The sequence below is a fragment of the Pseudomonas sp. H9 genome (genome assembly GCF_004353925.1).
Classification (GTDB): Bacteria; Pseudomonadota; Gammaproteobacteria; order Pseudomonadales; family Pseudomonadaceae; genus Aquipseudomonas.
This window is the reverse complement of record NZ_SMOK01000013.1, coordinates 26,626-43,635: the sequence shown is the minus strand read 5'-3', so window position 1 is coordinate 43,635 and position 17,010 is coordinate 26,626. Positions and strand designations below refer to the sequence as shown.

Below are 17,010 nucleotides of genomic sequence, written 5' to 3'. Positions count from 1 at the left end.
CTTTTCTTCAGGCAAAAGAAAACCCCGCCGAAGCGGGGCTTTGCAGACTGTTTCCCTGACATCCATTTCGCCCCACCATCCTGGCAGGAATCCTACGTGTCCCTGTTCTGTACATTGCGCTTCCTGCGCGACGTCCATGTGTGAAGATTAGCTGTGGATCCAATCTTTCGATAGAGGCGAAAAACCATCACGTCGTGTACGAGAATGCTTACACGACGTAATTTTTCAGAACTGTGCCGCATCCAGCAGGTACAACGACTCGCTACCGGCCTTCACCGAGGCGCTGAGCGAGTGGATCCGCGGCAGCAAACGTGCGAAGTAGAAACGCGCGGTCCCAAGCTTACTGGCGTAGAAATCGTCTTCGCCCTGCTTGGCCAACGCCGTGCGCGCCATCAGCGCCCACATATACGCATAAGCGGTATAGCCGAATACCTGCAAGTATTCCACCGATGCAGCGCCGATTTCATTCGGATTGCTCTTGGCCCGGTCCAGTACCCATGCTGTCAGGTCATCAAGGTTGTCCAGCGCAGCGTTCAGCGGCTTGACGAACTCGCCCAGCTCACTGCCGGCACTCGCGGTGAAATGGCGGATTTCGTCGGCGAACACTTTGTACAGCGCACCACCACTGCCCACCACCTTACGCCCCATCAGGTCCAGTGCCTGAATGCCGTTGGTGCCTTCATAGATCTGAGTAATGCGCACATCGCGCACCAGTTGCTCCTGGCCCCATTCACGAATGTAACCGTGACCACCAAACACTTGCTGGCCATGTACCGCAGACTCCAGGCCGAGGTCGGTCAGGAACGCCTTGGCAACCGGAGTCAACAGCGCCACCAGGTCGTCAGCGCGCTTGCGGGTACCGGCGTCTTCGCTGTACTTGGCGGTGTCCAGTTGCATGGCGACATAGGTAGAGAAGGCACGACCACCTTCGTTCTGCGCCTTCATGGTCAGCAGCATGCGCCGCACGTCCGGGTGAACGATGATTGGGTCAGCAACCTTGTCTTTGGCTTGTGGGCCGGTCGGAGCACGGCTCTGCAGACGGTCACGGGCGTATTCAATGGCATTCTGGTAAGAGCGCTCAGCCGTAGCCAGGCCCTGGATACCCACGCCAAGACGCTCGTAGTTCATCATGGTGAACATCGCCGCCAAGCCTTTGTTCGGCTCACCGACCAGGTAACCTACCGCTTCGTCGAAGTTCATCACACAGGTGGCGGAGGCCTGAATGCCCATCTTGTGCTCGATTGAACCGCAATGGACCGGGTTACGCGCGCCTAGGCTACCGTCTGGGTTGACCAGGAACTTAGGTACCAGGAACAGGGAGATCCCTTTCGGCCCAGCGGGCGCATCTGGCAGTTTGGCCAGCACCAGGTGGATGATGTTTTCGGTCAGGTCGTGCTCACCACCGGTGATGAAGATCTTGGTGCCGCTGACTTTGTAGCTACCGTCGGCCTGAGGGTCGGCCTTGGTACGAATGATGCCCAGGTCAGTACCCGCATGCGGTTCGGTCAGGCACATGGAACCTGCCCAAACACCGGCATACATGTTTGGCAGGTACTTTTCCTTGAGCTCTTCGCTGGCATGAGCGTTGATCGACAAGCAGGCGCCCGCAGTCAGCATCGGGTACAGACCAAATGCCAGGCTCGACGAGTTGACCATTTCCTCGACTTGCGCCGAAATCACCTTGGGCATGCCCATGCCGCCGTAGGCCGGGTCACCGCCCACGCCAACCCAACCGCCTTCGGCGTAGGTTTTGTAGGCATCGATGAAGCCTGCCGGGGTGCTTACAGCACCGTTGTCCCAATGGCAGCCTTCTTCGTCGCCGCTGCGGCTGAGCGGAGCAATGCTCTTGCCAGTGACCTTGCCGGCTTCCTCCAGCACCGCCAGCGCGGTGTCTTCATCGACCGCTTCGGCCAGGCCGGGCAACTGCGCCCAGAGCTTGGAAACCTCGAAGACTTCATTGAGGACGAAGCGCATATCGCGCAGGGGCGCTTTATAGTCAGCCATGGCAACCTCTCACACTAGAGTCGGGGACGGCCCCGCAGGACCGTTTCACTGTTATGCAGCCAGTGTAACCGAACAACTTTTGCGAGACATAGGGTCATCTAGCGACCGAATAGTCACTTTCAGTCACGCCGTGCGCACCGCCCCTCGCTTGGCCTGATGACCGTAAGCCATAACGCAGTTGCGCCCTGCGCCTTTGGCGCTGTACAGCGCCTGGTCTGCCGACTTGAGCACTTCGTCGGGTGAGCGATGATCGAGAAGACGCTCGCTCACACCAATACTGATGGTGACCGACACACTGGAAGCCGCTGAGGCGCCGCGCCGCTGACGACCTTGATGATCATCCTGCGGTCGGCTCTCCTGGTTACGCAGTTGGATGTTGTAGTTCGCGATCACCTCGCGCACCGCCTCCAGATGAGGCAAGCATTCTTCAATGCTTTTGCCGGCGAACACTAAGGCAAACTCTTCACCGCCGTAACGATAGGCACGCCCACCACCTGTGACCTTCGACAACTTGCTGGCGACCAGACGCAGCACCTGATCACCGACATCGTGGCCATGGGTGTCGTTGAATTTCTTGAAGTGATCGACATCCGTCATCGCCAGCACATAGTTGCGCCCCAGACGCTGCATGCGCTCATTGAGTGCGCGACGCCCCGGCAGGCCGGTCAGCTCATCACGAAAGGCCATCTGATAGGCCTCGTGCGACACCGCCGCCGCGATCATCAGCATCACCTGGCTGCACATGATGTTCAGGGTGAACGGCAGAATGAAGGTTTGCGGCAACATCCAGAAGATCCCGATCAGGCCGACAATCTGTGCTGCATGCAGGGGCCTGGGCTGTCGCAGGTACTGCACCACGAGCACCACGAAAGCAATCAAGAACACCGGATAGGCCAGCTGAATCAAACTCATCCACTGGCCATGCAGCGACGGCCAGCGGATCTCGGCCAACCAGCCCAGCAGCGCTTGTGGAAAACTTTGCTCCAGGCCCAGGGCGACACTGCCAACGGCCAGCAAAACTGCAAAGCGCGCAACCATGTCCTGGAACAGATGGGTACGTTCTTGCCAAGCACCGTAAAGGGCGAACATCAGCGGCAACAGCAAGCAGACCAGATGGAAAACGATCGCCGCATCTTCCCGTACGCGACTGTTGTCACGGTAAAAGTCGGCCTGGGTATCGAGCAGGAAATAAGCGATATACACCGTGACCATCAGGAACAGCTCGCGCTGGCGGCGATACACGGTGCAGTAGGCGCCGCCCAGCAACAAAACCAGGGTAGGCAAAACATTGAACAGCGACGTGAAAAAGACGTTGAGGTCTTTCACATACGCAGCAGCGAGCCCAGACACCAGCAGACAGACTGACGGCAGGAAGTGGCTTGGGCGTACAGCGGATAAACGAAACAAGGGTAATCTCCGACCCGGCAGATCAATAATGGCATTGTGCCTTTAATGTGTCGGCAGCGCACATGAATAGATGAATGCACTTGGTCGGGAACTGTCTGTAGGAGCGGGCTTGCCCCGCGATAGCGGTGTGACAGGTAAACCACAATCGCAGGGCAAGCCCGCTCCTACCACAAGGCAAAAAAAACGCCTGCCGGTAAGGGCAGGCGTTTTCGTTACAGCAGATGACTCAGTACGAGAGACCGAAGTGCTCTTCGTTCATGTCCATCAGGTTGTTGGCACCCGACAGCATGGCAGCCACGTGAGTACGGGTACGCGGCAGGATGCGCTGGAAGTAGAAGCGCGCGGTCTGCAGCTTGGCGGTGTAGAACGCTTCGTCAGACGTACCGGCAGCCAGCTTCTCGGCAGCCAGGCGCGCCATGTCGGCCCAGAAGTAAGCCAGGCAGGCGTAACCGGAATACATCAGGTAGTCCACCGATGCAGCACCGACTTCTTCGCGGTCTTTCATCGCGGCCATGCCCACTTTCATGGTCAGCTCGCCCCACTCTTTGTTCAGCTGGGCCAGCGGTGCGACGAACTCACTGATCGCTTCGTTGCCTTCGTTACCCTGGCAGAACTTGTGCACGATCTTGGTGAAGCCCTTGAGCGCTTCGCCCTGGGTCATCAGCACTTTACGGCCCAGCAGGTCGAGCGCCTGGATACCGGTGGTGCCTTCGTACAGCATAGAGATACGGCTGTCGCGAACGTTCTGCTCCATGCCCCACTCGGCGATGAAGCCGTGGCCGCCATAGATCTGTACGCCGTGGTTGGCTGCTTCGAAACCGACTTCGGTCATGAAAGCTTTGGCGATTGGGGTCATGAAAGCCAGCAGTGCGTCAGCTTTCTTCTTCTCTTCTTCGTCCTGGCTATATTTGACGATGTCGACCTGCTTGGCGGTGAAGTAAACCATCGCACGGTTACCTTCAGCGAAGGCCTTCATGGTCAGCAGCATACGACGCACGTCAGGGTGGACGATGATCGGGTCAGCGGCTTTGTCCGGCGCTTTCGGCCCAGTCAGCGAACGCATTTGCAGGCGGTCGCGAGCGTATTTCAGGCCACCCTGGAACGCCACTTCAGCGTGGGCCAGGCCTTGCAGCGCGGTACCCAGACGCGCAGTGTTCATGAAGGTGAACATGCAGTTCAGGCCTTTGTTGGCCGGGCCGATCAGGTAACCGGTCGCTGCGTCGAAGTTCATCACGCAGGTGGCGTTGCCGTGGATACCCATCTTGTGCTCGATGGAGCCACAGCTGACCTTGTTGCGCTCACCGACTGAGCCTTCAGCGGTTGGCAGGAACTTCGGCACGATGAACAGCGAGATGCCTTTGGTGCCAGCCGGTGCATCGGGCAGACGCGCCAGCACGATGTGCACGATATTGTCGGCCATGTCGTGTTCACCGGCCGAGATGAAGATCTTGGTGCCGGTAACTTGGTAGGAACCATCAGCCTGAGGCTCGGCCTTGGTGCGCAGCATGCCCAGGTCGGTACCGCAATGAGGTTCGGTCAGGCACATGGTGCCGGTCCACTCGCCAGACACCAGCTTGGTCAGGTAGGTCTCCTGCTGCTCGGGGGTGCCGTGCTCGGAGATGGTGTTCATCGCGCCATGGGACAGGCCAGGGTACATGCCCCACGACCAGTTCGACTCACCGACCATTTCGCTGATTGCCAGGCCCAACGACTCAGGCAGGCCCTGACCACCATGTTCGACGTCATGGGCCAGGCTCGGCCAGCCGCCTTCAACGAACTGGTTGTAGGCTTCCTTGAAACCGGTTGGGGTTTTCACGCCCGACTCGCTCCAGGTGCAGCCTTCCAGATCGCCGACACGGTTCAGCGGGGCCAACACCTGTTCACAAAACTTGGCGCCTTCTTCGAGGATGGCATTCACCATGTCTGGAGTGGCGTCCTGGCAAGCCGGCAGGCTCTGATAATGCGCTTCGTAACCCAGCAGCTCGTCACGAACGAAGCGAATATCACGCAAGGGGGCTTTGTAATCAGGCATAGCGATGAACCTCTGCTGATGAATCCTGGATAGGGAGACCGCGACAGACCGACCAGCTCTTGGTGGCTTTCGGTCAAACAGTTGTTTGAAACATACGTTTACGCCGAAAACTTGTCAAGCATCAACCAGGAGACTGGTCAGTCATGTAAAACTGCGCGGTTTCGGCGGTAAAAAACCGTACGAACACACAGCCGCACGCCTGCCCGCCAAGGCCAGGCGCTGGTACTCAAAGGTTAGTTGAAGGCGCGCGGTAGGCGCGTCGGAAAGGTCAGGCGTAGGTGTCGATCAACGTGCCGAGCATTTCGTCGGATGCTTTGGCCACTTTGACGCCCAATTCGACCTGGTGCTTACCCAAGGCCATTTCCACCGTGCTGGTGGCCAGATCCATTTGCTGGCTGCGATCGACCGAACGCAGGCGCTCGGCCTGGTAGTCACTGGACTGGCTGGTGGCTGCACGTTCAACGGTGGTGTTGGCGATCTGGCTGGCGGCCTGGTCGACGCGGCTTTGCCCCGCCTGGATGGCGCCCAGCCCTGCGTAGAATGCAGAGTTGCCCGAGATTTCCATGTCAAAACTCCATGACGCTGAAGGCGAACAGCACCTATTGAAGCAGACCCACCGGCAAAAGGCCCGTTGTAATCGCTAATAGCATGTTGCCATGCAATAGAGTCAGGCTAGTCCAGCAGGTCCAGTTGCAAATGCTCAGCCACCGCTTCCGCGCTCACTTGCTTGAGCTTGGGCACTCGCCCCAGGCACGGCGCCGGCAAACGCTCAGCCAGGCTGGCAAGGTTCTCTTCAAGACGCGACGTCTTCGGATCGACGATGTTGGCGACCCACCCGGCCAGTTGCAGCCCGTCGCGGGCAATGGCTTCAGCGCTGAGCAATGCATGGCTGATACACCCCAGACGCACCCCCACCACCAAAATGACCGGTAGTTTCAAAGCAATCGCCAGGTCCGACAGATTGGCCTGATCAGACAGCGGCACTCGCCAGCCACCGGCACCTTCGATCAACGTGAAATCAGCCCTTTTAGCCAATATCTCACGCATCGGCTCCAGCAGCGCCTGGACACTCAGCGCCACACCCGCTTCACGGGCGGCCAAGTGCGGGGCTATCGCAGGCTCAAACGCAAAGGGATTGAGCTGTTCGTACGGCAACTTGATCGAACTCTGTGCGATCAGCGCCAACGCATCGCTATTGCGCAGCCCGGTGCTGGTAGCGTCGCATCCAGACGCCACCGGTTTGGCGCCCAAGGTGCTCAGGCCGGCCAGTTGTGCCGCATGCAACAACCCAGCAGCCACAGTGGTTTTGCCGACATCGGTGTCGGTTCCGGCGATGAAATAGGCTGGGCTCATCTCATTCCCCTTCTATCAGTGGCTTTTGCAGTACACCGTAGACCACTTGATAGGTGGCTGGCAGCCCTTGCGTTTGACGGAACTGCTCGTACGCCTGCAACAACCCTTGCATGCGCGCCCGCCCGGTCAGCCCAGCTGGGCGTCCCGGGTTAAGGTTGTGCGCGCCGAGGGCTTTGAGTTCATGGGTCAGGCTGCGCACATCGGGGTAATGCAACACGTGGGGGCGAACCTGCAGGGTTAACACTCGCAATGCACTCTGCTCACACAAGCGCTGATAGTCCTGCAATGGCCGGAAGCGATTGACATGCACCAGGCCGTCGACCGCCTGCCAACTTTCGCGCAGCTCATGCAAGGTGCCTGCGCACAGGCTGGCAAATGCCAGCGCACCACCGGGCTGCAAAACCCTGAATGCTTCATCGAGCACGGCGCGGAAATCGCCGCACCACTGCACCGCCAGGCTGGTGAAAATCAGATCGACGCTGGCATCTTGCAGCGGCAAACGCTCGGCATCACCGGCCACATAATAGTGTGCGCCTTCTTGCCCACGGGCATGCTGGAGCATGCCTTCGGCGATATCCACGGCAACGCCTGCGGCCTGTGGAAAACGGCTGCGCAACGCACGGCTGAAATAGCCGGTGCCACTGCCCAGGTCCAGCCAGTGCTGTGGCTCGACATCGCTGGGCAGTTGCTCAAGCAATGCGTGCCCCACCGCGCGCTGCAGCTCGGCCACGCTGTCGTAACTGGCGGCTGCACGCGAGAACGACGCGGCGACCTGACGCTTGTCGGGCAAGGCACCGGGCAGGCCCGGTAGAGAAAGATCAGTCATCGCCGCTCTCATGTACAAAGGCCTTTATGGCAGCCGCCAACTCATGGGGGGTTTCCATTACAAAACCATGAGCTGCGTCTTCAAGCAGCCCAACTTCCACGTCAGGCAGTTCTTCAAGCAACACTCCGGCGACCTCGGCCGGTACCAAGCCATCACGGCCAGCGAACAAATGCAGTTGCGGGCCGCCATAGGCCTGCAGCGCAGCCCGGGTGTCGAGCTTGCCCAAAACCTCCAGCCCGGCCACCAGTTGCTCAGGCGCAGGCTCCGGCAAGCTGGCACCGAGCAAACGGGCCAGGCTGCGAGGTTCTTCAGCGCCTTGGCTGCACAATGAAATGAAGCGTTTCAAGGTCACTTGAGTGTGATAGCGGCAGCCTTCGAGAAAGGTCTGGAAGGTATCGACAGCCATACCGTGCGGCCAGTCGGGTCGATTGATGAAGCTGAGATTGCTGCCCAGCGTGACCAAACCACAGCAGTCATCACCCCGACGCGCCGCCAGCTCGGCAGCCAGCATGCCGCCCAGCGACCAACCGCCTAACCAGGCATTACGCGGCAATTGCCCATCGAGTTTGTCGAGCCAGTCTTTCGGTTCACTCGACACCAGGTTGGGCAAGTCGTGAATCTCGACCTGTAAACCGGGATCAATGGCGCGCAACGCGGCCACCAGCGGTTGCAGCGCAGAACGTCCGAGGCCCCAGCCCGGCAGTAGTACCAGTCGATTACGCATCAGCAGGCTCCAGCAGCGGATAACAGTCGGCTAACGCATCCAACAATAGCTGCACCTGCGCCGCGCTGTGGGCCGCGCTCAACGTCACCCGCAGGCGCGCGCTGCCGACCGGCACCGTCGGCGGGCGAATCGCGGTCACCAGCAAGCCGCGTTCACGCAACATCTGCGACAGGCGCAAGGCCCGCGCACTGTCACCGATCAGAATCGGCTGAATCGGGGTAAAGCTATCCATCAACTGCAACCCGATCTGCTCGGCACCGCTGCGAAATTGTTGGATCAACGCTGCCAGATGTTCCCGCCGCCAGTGCTCACTGCGCAGTAATTGCAAGCTGCGCAACGTGGCACAGGCCAACGCAGGTGGCTGGCTGGTGGTGTAAATATAAGGACGGGCGAACTGAATCAGGCATTCGATCAGCTCTTCGCTACCCGCGACAAACGCCCCTGCCGTACCGCACGCCTTGCCAAGCGTGCCAATCAGTACTGGCACTTGTTCATGGCTCAAACCGAAATGCTCGACAATTCCGCCGCCGTTGCGGCCTAACGTCCCCAGACCGTGGGCGTCATCCACCATCAACCAGGCATCGCGGGCCTTGGCAGTTGCGACCAGGGCAGGCAGGTCGGCAATGTCGCCATCCATGCTGAACACCCCGTCAGTGACCACCAGGGTATTGCCCACCGCTTTGTCCAGGCGGCTGGCCAGGCTGGCGGCATCGTTGTGCAGGTAACGGTTGAAGCGCGCGCCACTGAGCAACCCGGCATCCAGCAGCGAGGCGTGATTGAGGCGGTCTTGCAGCACCGTATCGCCCTGCCCCACCAGCGCTGTCAGTGCGCCCAGATTGGCCATGTAGCCGGTGGTAAACAGCAGCGCGCGCGGACGGCCGGTGAGTTCGGCCAACGCCTCTTCCACTTCATGATGCGGTGTGCTGTGGCCAATGACCAAGTGCGACGCACCACCACCAACGCCCCACCGCTCGGCGCCCGCTCGCCAGGCAGCAATCACTTCAGGGTGATTGGCCAGGCCCAGGTAGTCGTTGCTGCAAAAAGCCAGCAACGGTTGGCCATCGACCACCACTTCAGGGCCTTGCGGGCTTTGCAGTAAAGGACGCTGCCGATACAGGTCAGCGGCGCGGCGTTGTTCCAGCCGCGCACGAAGATCGAACGCCATGACCGCCTCAGGCCGAGGCGGCGTTGTAGAACAGTTCGCTGCTCTTCTGCTCGATCAGGGCCTGCTCGATGGCCGCCTGGTGTACCTCATCGGCATGCTCTTCGCGAGCTTCAGGCTGAATGCCGAGGCGGGCGAACAGTTGCATGTCTTTGTCGGCTTGCGGGTTGGCGGTAGTGAGCAGTTTTTCGCCGTAGAAAATCGAGTTGGCACCAGCGAAAAACGCCAGGGCCTGCATCTGCTCGTTCATTGCCTCGCGGCCAGCCGACAAGCGTACGTGGGATTTGGGCATCAGAATCCGCGCCACGGCGAGCATGCGGATAAAGTCGAACGGGTCGACCTCTTCGGCATTTTCCAGCGGAGTACCGGCCACTTTCACCAGCATGTTGATCGGCACCGACTCCGGGTGCTCTGGCAGGTTGGCCAGTTGAATCAACAGGCCCGCGCGGTCGTCCAGTGACTCGCCCATGCCCAGGATCCCGCCCGAGCAAATTTTCATGCCGGCATCACGCACGTAAGCCAGGGTCTGCAAACGCTCACTGTAGGTACGGGTGGTGATGATGCTGCCGTAGAACTCCGGCGAGGTGTCGAGGTTGTGGTTGTAGTAGTCCAGGCCGGCTGCGGCCAACGCCTGAGTCTGCTCCTGGTCGAGTTTGCCCAGGGTCATGCAGGTTTCCAGCCCCATGGCCTTGACCCCTTTGACCATCTGCAGCACGTACGGCATGTCTTTGGCCGACGGGTGCTTCCAGGCCGCGCCCATGCAGAAGCGAGTGGAGCCGATAGCTTTGGCGCGGGCCGCTTCTTCCAGGACCTTTTGCACTTCCATCAGCTTTTGTTTTTCCAGGCCGGTGTTGTAGTGGCCGGACTGCGGACAATATTTGCAATCTTCCGGACAGGCGCCGGTTTTGATCGACAGCAGGGTCGAGACCTGCACGCGGTTGGCGTCGAAGTGCGCACGGTGCACGGTCTGCGCTTGGAACAGCAAGTCATTGAACGGCTGTTGGAACAGCGCCTTGACCTCGGCCAGGGACCAGTCGTGACGTGTTGTTGCAGTTGTGCTGGCGCTCATCGGCGGTTCCTTGTTTTAGGCTTTGTCTGGCGCCGGGGCAGGACTGCCCGCCAGCGCATCACGGATAGCTCGCATAGTTAAGGAAGCTCGATGCGCTGTCAACCACCTCTCAAAATCATGGTTTACAAGTGGTTAAATAACAACCAAAGCTGTTTGCTTTGCGATGAACCCGCCGAACAGCATTACCCGCTCTGCGTTGCCTGCGAGGCCGAATTGCCCTGGCTACAAGATGGCTGTCAGGTCTGCGCCTTGCCTTTGCCAATGCACGGCATGACGTGCGGCCAATGCAGCCGTCGACCACCGGCCTTCTACCGGGTAGAGGCCCCCTGGTACTACGGATTCCCGCTCGATGCACTGATCAGCCGGTTCAAATACAACAGCCAGTGGCCATTGGGAAATTTGCTGGCACAACTGCTTGGACGGTGGTTGGCTCACCGTTTCAACGAAGGGCTGCCCCGCCCGGCATTACTCCTGCCAGTGCCCCTGAGCCGTCGCCGCTTGCGTCAACGCGGCTATAACCAAGCCGCGATGCTGGCTCGCTGGCTGACTGGGCACACCGACATCCCCTACACCGAACGAGCACTCAAGCGTGTGATCGACACCCCGGCACAACAAGGCCTCAGCGCCCGGAAACGCCAACGTAACTTGCGCCAGGCCTTTGCCGTGGAAAATCCCGAACTCATCGAAGGCCGTCACGTAGCGCTCATCGATGACGTAATGACTACCGGCGCCACCGCACAAGCGCTGGCCAACCTGCTGCTCAACGCCGGGGCCCGGCGGGTCGATATCTATTGCCTGGCACGTACGGCCAAGCCCGGCAGCGCTTGACTTGCCGCAAGGCTGCGGGCACTTTCGTGGCTGATACCGCCCACAGCCCGTGCCCGCACATGTCCTTGCCAGCCCTGCTCACCCAACATATCGTTCGCCGCCCGCAGCGCATTGCCTTGCTGCAGCACATCGCCGAACAAGGCTCAATCACCCGTGCCGCCAAGAGCGCTGGCATGAGTTACAAAGCGGCCTGGGATGCCATCGACGAACTCAACAATCTGGCCTCCAGCCCCTTGGTGGAGCGCAGCGTGGGTGGCCGCGGTGGCGGCGGTGCCAAGCTGTCGCAGGAAGGTCAGCGTGTGTTACGCCTGTATCAGCGCCTGCAAGCACTGCAGGCGCAGATTCTGGAAGCTGCCGAAGATGCCAGCGACCTCGACCTGTTGGGCCGCCTGATGCTACGCACCAGTGCACGTAATCAGTTGCACGGAAGGGTCAGTACCATTCACGCCGAAGGGCATTACGACCGCATCAGCCTGGCACTGGCCGGTGACTTGAGCATCGACGCGCTGATCACCCGCGACAGCACCCAGCGCCTGGAACTGATGCCCGACACGGCCGTGGTGGCCTTGATCAAAGCCGGCTGGTTGACCCTGCTCGGGCCACAGGACAGCCCGCAGGAAGGCTACAACTGCTTGCAAGCCAAGGTCGAACAGCTGCTGGATGAACCCTTGGGGCCCACCGAAGTTCGCCTGACATTGAGCAATGGGCAGACTCTTTGCGCCTTCGCAGAGCCCAGCTGGCTCAACAGCCATACCGTGACGGCAGGCAGCGAGATTCGTGTTCAGTTCCAGCCGTCCTACGTTCTTATCGGAACGCCCTTATAAAAACAGACACAAAACCGTCATACGTGCTGACTAAGGTGACTGCCAAACCCGCAGGAAGCCTGTCATGAACCTATTAGAAGAACACCAATCCACCGACCTCGAACAACTGGTCAACCTGAGCCGTCGTCGCTTTATAGGCGCCGGCGCCTTGTGCGGCGCTGCGCTGTTTCTCGGTGGCAACTTGCTCAGCCGCAGCGTCATGGCCGCCAGCGTCAGCGCTGCCAACAGCAACTTGCTCGGCTTTGCCAGCATTCCAAGTGCAACGGCTGACAGCATCAGCCTACCGCCGGGCTACAAAGCTTCGGTGCTGATCAGTTGGGGGCAGCCATTGCACGCCGATTCGCCGGCCTTCGACGTCAGCGGCAACGGCAGTGCCAAGGCTCAGGAACTGCAATTTGGTGACAACAATGACGGCATGAGCCTGTTTCCCTTCCCCGATGATGAAAATCGGGCGCTGATGGCGATCAACAACGAGTACACCAACTACCGCTACCTGTTTGCCCATGGCGGGCAACCAAACTCCGCCGAAGAGGTGCACAAGGCACAGGCCGCCGAAGGCGTATCGGTGATCGAGGTGCGGCGCAACAATGGCCAATGGCAGTTCGTACAGGGCTCGCCCTACAACCGACGCATTCATGGCAACTCGCCGATTCGCGTCAGCGGCCCGGCAGCCGGCGATGCCTGGCTGAAAACCGCCGCAGACAACAGCGGTCGCAAAGTGCTCGGTACGTTCCAGAACTGCGCCAACGGCAAGACCCCTTGGGGCACCTATCTGACCTGCGAAGAAAACTTCACCGACTGTTTCGGCAGCAGCGATCCGGCTCAGGTGTTTGATGCCGGGCAAAAACGCTACGGCGCGTCGGTGACGGGCAAAGAAGTAGGCTGGCATCCGCACGACCCGCGCTTTGACCTGGCCAAGAACCCCAATGAACTGAACCGTCACGGCTGGGTGGTCGAAATCGATCCGTTCAACCCGGATTCAACCCCAGTCAAACGCACCGCCCTGGGCCGCTTCAAACATGAAAACGCCGCCCTGAGCGAAACCCGTGACGGCCGCGCCGTGGTCTACATGGGCGACGATGAGCGCGGTGAATTCATCTACAAATTCATCAGCCGTGACCGTATCGACCACAAGAACCCCAGTGCCAACCGCAGCCTGCTCGATCACGGCACCCTATATGTCGCCCGTTTCGACGACGGCGACCAGAATGCCAACCACCCTCGCGGCAAAGGCCAGTGGCTTGAACTGACTCACGGCAAGAATGGCCTGATTGCCGCCAACGGTTTCGCCAGTCAGGCTCAGGTGCTGATCCATGCACGCCTGGCCGCCAGCCTGCTCAAGGCCACGCGCATGGACCGGCCGGAGTGGATCGTGGTCAGCCCCAAAGACGGCCAGGTGTATTGCACCCTGACCAACAACGTCAAACGCGGGGAAGAAGGCCAACCAGCCGGTGGCCCCAACCCACGCGAAAAGAACCTCTACGGGCAAATTCTGCGCTGGCGCGAAACACAAGATGATCACGGTGCAATGACCTTCGACTGGGACCTGTTCGTGGTTGCTGGCAACCCTGCGGTTCACCCCGGTGATGCCAAGGGCGGCTCAAGCAACATTACCCCGCAGAACATGTTCAACAGCCCAGATGGCCTGGGCTTCGATGACGCTGGCCGTCTGTGGATCCTCACCGATGGTGACTACAGCAACACCGGTGACTTTGCTGGCATGGGCAACAACCAGATGCTCTGTGCCGACCCGGTCAGCGGCGAAATCCGCCGTTTCATGGTGGGCCCGGTGGGATGCGAGGTGACGGGTATTGCCTTTGCACCTGACCAGCGCACCCTGTTCGTGGGGATTCAGCATCCGGGCGAAACCGGCGGCTCGACCTTCCCGGAGCACCTGCCCAACGGCAAGCCACGCTCTTGCGTGATGGCGATTGTCCGCGAAGACGGCGGTATCGTTGGCGCCTGATAGCCGGTGATGACTTTGTGGGAGCGGGCTTGCCCCGTGATTACGATGTGCCTGACACACTACAATCGCGGGGCAAGCCCGCTCCTACCAGGATGTGCGATACCATGCAGGGAACCGCACAGCAGGAGCCGTCATGTCACACCCCTTCGACACACTCACCCCCGATCTGGTCCTTGATGCGGTGGAGAGTATCGGCTTTCTCAGCGATGCCCGCGTTCTGGCACTCAACAGCTACGAGAACCGTGTCTACCAGGTCGGCATCGAAGGCGATGAACCGCTGATCGCCAAGTTCTATCGCCCGGACCGCTGGAGCAATGCGGCCATTCTTGAAGAGCATGCCTTCACCGCCGAACTGGCCGAATGCGAAGTTCCGGTAGTGGCACCACTTATCCACAACGGCTCAACGCTGTTCGAACACAGCGGTTTTCGCTTCACCCTGTTCCCTCGCCGCGGGGGCCGCGCGCCAGAGCCCGGTAATCTGGACCAACTCTATCGCCTCGGCCAGTTGCTCGGTCGTTTGCATTCGGTCGGCGCTACCCGCCCGTTCGAGCACCGTGAAGCGCTGGCGGTGGATAACTTCGGCCACGCCTCACTCAACACGCTGCTTGAAGGCAATTTCGTTCCGCAAAGCCTGCTGCCCGCCTTCGAATCGGTTGCGCGCGACCTGCTCAAGCGCGTTGAAGCCATCTATGCCAACACCCCGCACCACGTCATTCGCCTGCACGGTGACTGCCACCCCGGCAACATGATGTGCCGCGATGAGGTTTTCCACATTGTCGATCTTGACGACTGCCGCATGGGCCCCGCAGTTCAAGACCTGTGGATGATGCTCGCTGGTAGCCGCCAGGAGCGTCTGGGTCAATTGGCCGAACTGATGGACGGCTACAATGAATTCCACGATTTCGACCCGCGTGAGCTGGCGCTGATCGAACCGCTGCGTGCCTTGCGCTTGCTGCACTACAGCGCCTGGCTAGCGCGTCGTTGGGACGATCCGGCATTTCCGCGCAGCTTCCCCTGGTTCGGGCAGGAACGTTATTGGGGCGACCAGATTCTCGCCTTGCGCGAACAGATGGCCGCACTGGATGAAGAGCCACTGAAATTGTTCTGAAGCGCGGGCAAGTCTGTCTACAATAGCGGGGCTTTTAGATAGCTACCTAAGCAAGGAAATTGCATGCACGCTGCCAACCCGCGCCGCGGTTACATCCTGGGCCTGAGTGCCTACATCATCTGGGGTTTGTTCCCGCTCTACTTCAAAGCGCTGCAAAGCATCCCAGCAGTCGAAATCATCGTCCATCGCGTGCTCTGGTCGGCCCTGTTCGGTTCGCTGCTGCTGCTGGTCTGGAAGCATCCCGGCTGGTGGCGCGAATTGCGCGAGAACCCCAAGCGCCTGGCGATCCTGGCCCTCAGCGGCTCGTTGATCGCGGGCAACTGGCTGATCTATGTGTGGTCGGTAAACAACGACCGCATGCTCGAAGCCAGCCTGGGCTACTACATCAACCCGCTGGTCAACGTGCTGCTGGGCATGCTGCTGTTAGGTGAGCGCCTGCGCCGCCTGCAGTGGGTTGCCGTCGGCCTGGCCGCCCTCGGTGTGGCCCAGCAGGTCTGGCAGGTTGGCAGCCTGCCCTGGGTTTCGTTGTTCCTGGCCCTGAGCTTTGGCTTCTACGGCCTGATCCGCAAAAAAGCCCCCGTCGCCGCCTTGCCAGGGTTGGTAGTGGAAACCTGGATGCTGGTGCCGTTGGCCCTTGGCTGGCTGCTGCTTAACCCCACGGCAACCAGCGCCAACCCCAGTTTCTACACCAGCAGCGAAGCACTCTGGCTGATGGCCGCAGGCCCAGTCACTCTGATCCCTCTGGTATGTTTCAACGCGGCGGCGCGCCACCTACCCTACACCACACTAGGCTTTCTGCAGTACCTGGCACCAACGCTGGTACTGCTGCAAGCAGTGCTGCTGTTTGGTGAACACCTGTCGAGCAGCACGCTGGTTGCTTTCATGTTCATTTGGGCAGGCCTTGCCCTCTACAGCGTCGATGCCTGGCTGAGCTTGCGCAAGCGTAGCTGATCAAAAAACGCACAAAGCTCTGTAGGCCACGTAATCCGTGGCCTACAGCAACCTCTCCCAAGGTTATCCACACCCTCATCCCCGTGCTTTGTGCACAAGCCACTGATTATTGGTGGTTTTTTGCTCAACTACGGCAAAGCCACAGCCTGCCTGGGCTGGCGAAGGCTTCCCCCAGCTTATCCACAGGCCGGTCCCCGACAAACCGGGATAACTCTTTATTCCTCAGGTCGCAGCTTCAATTCCACCATCAAGTCATCCGCCAAGGCTTCCAGTTTGCTCTGCAGCACATCGAGCGACAGCGTCAAAGGCATCGCCAACAAAGCATCAGCGTGGAACAGTGGCTCACTGCTCATCGGCGCCGGGCGCACATCTGTAGCCAGCCGTTCGACATTAATGCCCAGCTCGGCCAACAAACGGGTGATGTCACGCACGATACCCGGACGGTCATTGCCCACCAGCTCCATGGCAATCGGCTTCCAGGTGCAAGAAGGCTCGATGCCGCTTTCGGCAATCAGCACACGAATGTCATGTTTGCCTAACGCTTGCAGGGCTTCAACCAGCTCGTCGTAGGACTCAGCCGGCACCGCTACCTTGAGGATCCCGGCAAACTGCCCGGCCATGCGCGACATACGGCTTTCCAACCAGTTACCGTTGTGCTCGGCAATGCATTGAGCGATACGTTCGACCTGGCCGGCCTTGTCGGGGGCGATCACTGTCAGTACGAGATGATCCACGCGGTAACCCTCTGCTTTTAAA

Annotated in this window: 15 protein-coding genes; 5 read left to right on the top strand and 10 right to left on the bottom strand. The window is 60.0% G+C overall.

The genetic code is table 11. The features are described 5' to 3' along the window. Nucleotides 1–225: 225 nt before the first annotated feature. The 9 genes from E1573_RS12765 to bioB all read right to left on the bottom strand — a co-directional run bounded on the left by E1573_RS12765 (nt 226) and on the right by bioB (nt 10,577). Nucleotides 226–2,004, bottom strand: coding sequence for an acyl-CoA dehydrogenase C-terminal domain-containing protein (locus tag E1573_RS12765; RefSeq protein WP_133214172.1), 1,779 nt, complete (start codon nt 2,002–2,004; stop codon nt 226–228). A gap of 123 nt (nt 2,005–2,127) precedes the next feature. Next, nucleotides 2,128–3,411: a GGDEF domain-containing protein gene (locus E1573_RS12760; protein ID WP_133214170.1), complete on the bottom strand. Its 1,284-nt coding sequence runs from the start codon at nt 3,409–3,411 to the stop codon at nt 2,128–2,130. 226 nt (nt 3,412–3,637) lie between these two features. Then, nucleotides 3,638–5,443, bottom strand: a complete 1,806-nt coding sequence (locus E1573_RS12755; protein WP_133214168.1) for a phenylacyl-CoA dehydrogenase — start codon at nt 5,441–5,443, stop codon at nt 3,638–3,640. 268 nt (nt 5,444–5,711) lie between these two features. Next, nucleotides 5,712–6,008: a pyrroloquinoline quinone biosynthesis protein PqqE gene (locus E1573_RS12750; protein ID WP_133214166.1), complete on the bottom strand. Its 297-nt coding sequence runs from the start codon at nt 6,006–6,008 to the stop codon at nt 5,712–5,714. 107 nt (nt 6,009–6,115) lie between these two features. Beyond that, on the bottom strand, nt 6,116–6,796 hold the full coding sequence (gene bioD / locus E1573_RS12745) for a dethiobiotin synthase (RefSeq protein WP_133214164.1): 681 nt from the start codon (nt 6,794–6,796) through the stop codon (nt 6,116–6,118). A gap of 1 nt (nt 6,797) precedes the next feature. Continuing rightward, a complete protein-coding gene (bioC, locus tag E1573_RS12740) occupies nt 6,798–7,622 on the bottom strand; it encodes a malonyl-ACP O-methyltransferase BioC (protein WP_133214162.1) in 825 nt (274 codons plus the stop codon). Then, the gene (locus E1573_RS12735) at nt 7,615–8,346 is read right to left on the bottom strand and encodes an alpha/beta fold hydrolase (RefSeq protein ID WP_133214160.1); all 732 of its coding nucleotides are present in this window, start codon (nt 8,344–8,346) and stop codon (nt 7,615–7,617) included. Before E1573_RS12735 ends, bioC begins: the two co-directional genes overlap by 8 nt. Continuing rightward, complete coding sequence (bioF, locus tag E1573_RS12730; protein ID WP_133214158.1) at nt 8,339–9,511, bottom strand: 8-amino-7-oxononanoate synthase; 1,173 nt, start codon at nt 9,509–9,511, stop codon at nt 8,339–8,341. The genes E1573_RS12735 and bioF overlap by 8 nt, the downstream gene beginning before the upstream one ends. 7 nt (nt 9,512–9,518) lie before the next feature. Next, nucleotides 9,519–10,577 (bottom strand): biotin synthase BioB, encoded by a 1,059-nt coding sequence (bioB, locus tag E1573_RS12725; protein WP_133214156.1) that lies wholly within the window; start codon nt 10,575–10,577, stop codon nt 9,519–9,521. A 90-nt stretch (nt 10,578–10,667) separates the two neighbouring features. Between bioB and E1573_RS12720 the strand changes: the two genes are divergently transcribed. The 5 genes from E1573_RS12720 (at nt 10,668) to rarD (ending at nt 16,254) form a co-directional block, all read left to right on the top strand. Continuing rightward, complete coding sequence (locus E1573_RS12720) at nt 10,668–11,405, top strand: ComF family protein (RefSeq protein ID WP_133214154.1); 738 nt, start codon at nt 10,668–10,670, stop codon at nt 11,403–11,405. Nucleotides 11,406–11,464: 59 nt separating this feature from the next. Beyond that, nucleotides 11,465–12,229, top strand: coding sequence for a TOBE domain-containing protein (locus E1573_RS12715; RefSeq protein ID WP_133214152.1), 765 nt, complete (start codon nt 11,465–11,467; stop codon nt 12,227–12,229). Between the two features lie 64 nt (nt 12,230–12,293). Continuing rightward, nucleotides 12,294–14,195: a PhoX family phosphatase gene (locus E1573_RS12710; RefSeq protein ID WP_133214150.1), complete on the top strand. Its 1,902-nt coding sequence runs from the start codon at nt 12,294–12,296 to the stop codon at nt 14,193–14,195. Nucleotides 14,196–14,328: 133 nt separating this feature from the next. Then, the gene (locus E1573_RS12705; RefSeq protein WP_133214148.1) at nt 14,329–15,303 is read left to right on the top strand and encodes a serine/threonine protein kinase; all 975 of its coding nucleotides are present in this window, start codon (nt 14,329–14,331) and stop codon (nt 15,301–15,303) included. A 63-nt stretch (nt 15,304–15,366) separates the two neighbouring features. Beyond that, nucleotides 15,367–16,254: an EamA family transporter RarD gene (rarD, locus tag E1573_RS12700; RefSeq protein ID WP_133214146.1), complete on the top strand. Its 888-nt coding sequence runs from the start codon at nt 15,367–15,369 to the stop codon at nt 16,252–16,254. Nucleotides 16,255–16,469: 215 nt separating this feature from the next. On the opposite strand, the gene E1573_RS12695 is transcribed toward rarD, so the two are convergent. Further along, entirely contained in the window at nt 16,470–16,988 is a 519-nt protein-coding gene (locus E1573_RS12695; RefSeq protein ID WP_133214144.1) for a glycine cleavage system protein R, read from the bottom strand. Nucleotides 16,989–17,010: the final 22 nt, after the last annotated feature.